The organism is Vibrio sp. Makdt, assembly GCF_027587015.1.
Lineage (GTDB): Bacteria > Pseudomonadota > Gammaproteobacteria > Enterobacterales > Vibrionaceae > Vibrio > Vibrio chagasii_B.
In genome coordinates, this window is sequence record NZ_JAPPTH010000056.1 from 1 (window position 1) to 3299 (window position 3299).

Here is a 3299-nt window from a genome sequence, read left to right on the forward strand (position 1 = left end):
ATACAACAAAAAAGCTAGGAATGAATATGTTGCGTACCAAAAGTGGGGGGAATGTATTTAGAAGTGTTGTATTGCTCGGTCTGGACAGACGCCGGTATCCGCATTACAACCGATGATCACATTCTCACGGTATCGCGTTGAATCGTTGCCAAAGGCTGGCAACATTGCGCCCTGTGACAACCTACGAGGCTTTTTCTGGTGGGTAACATCAAGTAAGCCTTTGCTATCCATATACGCTTGCCATTGCTTAGGCGACATCTGAGCGTATTGTTCCGGTTCTATGCCAATAGTGAGACGACTGGCCGCTGACCTACTACCCGACATCGCAAAGTGTTCTATTTCTTTATCCGCCAATTCAACTGAATATTGGTATTCGAATTTATCCCAAATACAGTAAGAGTAACTATCCACTTTTGTTTCTTTTGGTACAGGTTCACCCTTGAAGCTACCAACTCGTACAAATCTACTTTGTGAATAAAGCGGAAGAGTAAGTTTCGTGTCACTTTCATATAAAGCCTGTAGAACCGGTGAATGATATTCAAAGGAGTTCGGTTCAATACACAGCTGTCGCACTTTTAGCTGGTGGCCATCATCAAAGTGATTTCCTAGACTGATGCGAGAAGAAACATTTCCTTGATGCACCACTCGATGGTACATGTCCATTGCATAACCGTTACTATCTATAATTGCCGCTAAACGAGAATCAAAGTCATGATTGCCATATGAGCTACCTCGTGAACGTAATGTAACCTTCACTCTGTTACTAGAAATGCGCTCGATACCTTCAACTTGAGTAAAGATAATGAAATCCGAATAATGCCGTGCAATTTCAGTCACAATTCGCATTGACTTAATATCACGTTCCACCAACTGGCTCTCATGAAGCTGCACCTTTAGCGAATTAACCAAATCAGACTGTTCACCGTGTTTACTCAAACTCTCGATCTGAGAAGACAACATCGTAATTCGCTTTCGAAGAGGATGACCAGGCTCCCTATGATATTGCTCCAGACTTCTTCTTAAAACTTCATCATTCTTTATCATTTCAAGCTGAGACTGGAACTCTCCTCTGTCTATATGCACATTGACTGTCAGTGATACACATTTAAAATCAGCGCCAGTGCAGTTATTCACTGATTGACTAACAACATCCACATCGGCTACTAGAGGTAGTAGAACCTTCAATGTCTCTAGATAAGCGCCGTTATAACTTTGACTCGTCTTTACATAACCACGTAAATCCGCTTTAGAGACAGCTAAAAACGCGGCTTCATCTTTCAATTGCTGAAAGAGAGCCTGCGTTACTTGCTCGCTCGGAACTACGCGCTCTACAGTTGCGTCGAATGGCTTTGCAGTCACTAGGCTAGACATTAGAAACAACAAAATAAACATACGTCTCATACATCACTCCTCCACTGTTAACGAACTCAAAGCAGTACCATACCCTGCAGTCTGTAAGCCCACGTATGGAACAACAAGAGGATACGTTGGTTGATAGCGCTCAATTCTAAATGGGTACCTCATTCCGGCTGCGACTTTAGAGAAGGCAACATGGGGTTCGCCATTAAGCATCAACATGAATTGCTTAGGGGTTATAACCTGTGAAGAACACACCGCATCAATGCATCCTTGTCGGATCGTATTAATCTCATCTGTATAACGTGACTCTATCCATGCTTTATCAAAGTTAGAATCAACGAGAAGCCAATCATCAATATTCGTTTCATCCGCATTGAAATCCGTGGCTACCTCCAGGATACGAACAGTACTAAACACCGTCACATGGGACCCCAAAAAAGCTGCCTGCTTTGTATCTTTAGGAAACACCAATTCTCCATTAAGCAGTTCACAATAGGTTGGAATCCCTGAACGCTTCAATACTGAATCAGATTCGGAACCTTTTTCGTAATAGTACCCACGACCTATATGGACTATCTTTCCTGACACGTTGATTGCTACTTCTGGCTCTCGGTGAAACAATTGAGCTGTTGTCAGCGATTGATGTGATAAGTAATCATCTGCCGATGCGAATAACATGCAATGATACTTAGCCCTAAATTCGACCTGCTCTATGGACAGCTCTGGGACACTCATCTTCATAGTCACATACCGAGTATCAGAGATTAAAGATGGAATGGCTTTTACCAGATCGTTCATCTGCTCGGAACCAGGTAGGGCAAACGAATAGGCAATGTACTGAGACGTTGATGGCTCTCCGATGGAATCAAACACAGGCACCTTATTCAGCTTAACTTTTTGTGGAACGAACTCCGTATCCTTAAATATCGTAGATACCTTGATACGTTTAACAAGCTCCTTTTGCTCCTTTGCTCTTAGCCTTAACCACTGAGAATAGATTCCATCTTTTGCGCGGAACTCAATTGGTAACCGAGAGTGGCGTGACTCTATCAATGTAAATTGGTTTAGCTGCGCACTGAGTACATCTTTGGGCTTTGACTCAAGTTGCGACATGCCACTAGCACTGTTATGAAGACTTTGACTGATAGCCTTAGCAATTTGTTTATCGACTATCAATTTAATAGTTGTTTCTAAGCAAATGCCAACATCGCATTCAACTTTATCCTGAGCTAAGACAATAAGTTTCTGAATGGATGGCTGGTAAGAATACACAAGTCCAAATTTGTCTCCCTTGGAAATGGTTTGCTCAACTCGTTCCAACGCATCAACTTTAGCGGCTTCCACACCTAAAGCTTCTAAGCCAACCGTAGTTTGCGCATCCATGATTAATAAACTTCTCCCTGAAACCTCATATGCTTCAGAAACGAACGTCATGATCATCAATGCGATTGTGGAATATATCTTCATTCGGAAACCTAAAAAAAACCCTATTGGAGTTTGTATACACCAATAGGGTTTAGTTATTAGAAATATCGATTAAACGTCATCAATATGGGCATTATGTTAGTTTTGTGTCTTGATCATAATTCACGTCACCATCGATTTCTCCTACCGAACCTCCCAAGCCAACTACAGTATCAAGCTTGTCGCCATTGATAATTTCATCGGCGTCCATTTCAAGATTTGTCTTGTCGCCAGTAGTTAAAGCTGTCGCAATATCCAACTTATTTGAGTTGTCTCCTAAGTTTGCGTCAGACGTACTTGGGTCCATATATCCATCGTTTGGAGCGTCAAATCCTGTTGATGCTAGTTGAGTACCACTTTCTCGCATCATAGAGTCATGTTCTGCACCATCGTTAGGTGCTACCGATGTGTCAAACTGGTTAGGAGTATCCATCGCTACTTGCGTACCCGATAGCTCAGTGCTTTGCTGCTCTTCG

General features: G+C 42.3%; 3 protein-coding genes. All 3 read right to left on the reverse strand.

What is annotated here, in order from left to right; all coding sequences use genetic code 11:
- Nucleotides 1–57 precede the first annotated feature (57 nt).
- The gene (locus tag OH460_RS27210) at nucleotides 58–1401 is read right to left on the reverse strand and encodes a hypothetical protein (protein WP_270000178.1); all 1344 of its coding nucleotides are present in this window, start codon (nucleotides 1399–1401) and stop codon (nucleotides 58–60) included.
- Between the two features lie 3 nt (nucleotides 1402–1404).
- Nucleotides 1405–2826 carry a hypothetical protein gene (locus OH460_RS27215; RefSeq protein WP_270000179.1) on the reverse strand — a complete coding sequence of 474 codons (1422 nt, stop codon included), beginning with the start codon at nucleotides 2824–2826 and terminating at the stop codon, nucleotides 1405–1407.
- Between the two features lie 91 nt (nucleotides 2827–2917).
- On the reverse strand, nucleotides 2918–3299 hold a 382-nt coding region (locus tag OH460_RS27220; RefSeq protein ID WP_270000180.1), incomplete at its 5' end, for a hypothetical protein.